The sequence below is a fragment of the Endozoicomonas sp. ONNA1 genome, from assembly GCF_024606325.1.
In the GTDB taxonomy this organism is placed as follows: Bacteria; Pseudomonadota; Gammaproteobacteria; order Pseudomonadales; family Endozoicomonadaceae; genus Endozoicomonas_A.
Genome location: NZ_JAHHPN010000746.1, coordinates 1 through 1,910 on the forward strand (window position 1 = coordinate 1; position 1,910 = coordinate 1,910).

Genomic DNA, 1,910 nt, shown 5'->3' on the forward strand with positions numbered 1-1,910 from the left:
CTGGCCGATGATCTGAAAATAGAATTTGAAAAAGATGCCAGCCTGAATGAACAGAAGGCTCTTCTGGAATACAGATTTCGGGAATTAAATTACGAAGTTGGCAAACCCTATGATGATGAAGGTATCAGAAGGGGAATAAATAATGAGATTGCCAGTCACCTGGGCATTCAGGGCTATAAAGAGGATGCCCCTGCTCGTGATCAGATCTGTCTCATCAAAGAAACACTCGGACAACGGTATAGAGCAGCTTTAGAGGCGTTTCACCCCAGAGTAGATGACCGTATCGCAGTCATTAATGCTGAGCTTGACAGGCAAATGGCTCGTCTGGGATCTAAACCCCGATATGTTCTTGATCGTGAGCAAGCCAGAGCCAGAAGATACATAGAAAAAGCTGAAAGTGAGCTGGAGCAACTTCATCGCAGACTCAATGCTGTCCATAGTGAACAAGTGATAGTCGCACATTCTAATGACGCCCCCCCTGACACGGATAAATACATCACGGCTCTCAATCAGGCAATGAAGCAGATTCAGACCGAATTGGGCCTGCCTCACGCTGAAAATCAAAACTCTGAAGACCGATTAAACGACATCGAACGCTTCCTGCAGAGAAACGAGGACGATGCAGAAAGACAAGTGGAAATAATCCGGAAACTAAGAGCTGCCATTAAAGATCTGAAAATCCCTTTTGAAAATGCTCCTGATAATCTGTTAGCAGAAGATTGCATTGATGCCATTAGAGACTTTACAGCCTCTCATAGTCGGGACGAAGTCGATCACGCAATGGGCGAACTGCCTGAAACCAGGAAAAAGTACGCTCAGGTCACAAAATTTCTACGTGAGCATGATTTTGTAGAAATGGAATTGACCAATGCACAGACGGAAGAAAAGCAAGCACAAGAGGCTCTGGACACTAAAAATCAAGACATTGACAATTCCAAAGACAACGATCCGAAAGCTGAGACTACTCCAGAGCAGACCAGAGAAGTGCCGGATTTAGTCCTGAAACAGAAAAAAGCAAAAGTGTCAGAAGTACAAAAAGCTGTAGACGATCATGAAGCTGATCTTAAAGCCATCGAAGACGACATTGGTCTTAAGCCAGATCCCACTGACCGCATCGCTGACCGGCTTGATGCTCTGAAAAACAAACAAGTACAACTGGGCGGGGATGATGGTGCTGGCGGCAAGATCCTGCAACTGACCAGGGAAAAGGACCGCTTGATAAAAAAAGTAGACGCCAAGAAGGCGGCAATAGAGACATTAAAGGAAGTCCTGAAAGCTACTGAGGAAGCCGTCGAAAAAGACGGTGGTCCCTTCCAGTACCACCCGAGACAAGCAAATATATTGGTCGATATCTATGCCTTCGTAAGGACGCACTCTCTCAAGAAGCAGGCTCTGGAAGCCGCAATGGGTTTGGCAGAATCAGCAGAAAAAAGCGGTAAGGTCAGACCCGATCTTCCAACTTTTGACTTTGACGATGAATTTGCACCGATTCGCCTGAGAGCATTGGTCGGAGACGATCTGACGTTTAATCAGGCCAGACGGATTGTAGAAGTCTTCAAAAATCTGAAGACGACATTCATGTTCCAGCCTATAGAAGATCAGTCTCTGAATACCTTGGAAGAAGTCCAGGATCTGGCAGACTGGGCAAGGACTCACATTAAAACCGGGCCACAACACTACGACGATGAAATCCACGGCATGGGCGAAGCAGCTATTCATTACGTCGAGCATGAACCGGAAGACCTGAAAAGCTTCTCGGAGTACTTCGCTACCCGTTCTGCCAGTGGTAACAGGATCATCGCTCTGCTGCATGAAGGTCTGATCAGCAAGGTTGAACTAGAGCACTACATAAAGACCGTCAGAGGTGTCGACGGTTATCAGACAGTGGATGAATTTGAGCACTTCCTTGG

Annotated in this window: 1 protein-coding gene; it reads left to right on the plus strand. The window is 46.4% G+C overall.

All coding sequences use genetic code 11. The features are described 5' to 3' along the window. Positions 1 to 1,910: hypothetical protein (locus tag KDK19_RS17835; protein ID WP_257292502.1), on the plus strand; the 1,910-nt coding region annotated here is incomplete at both ends.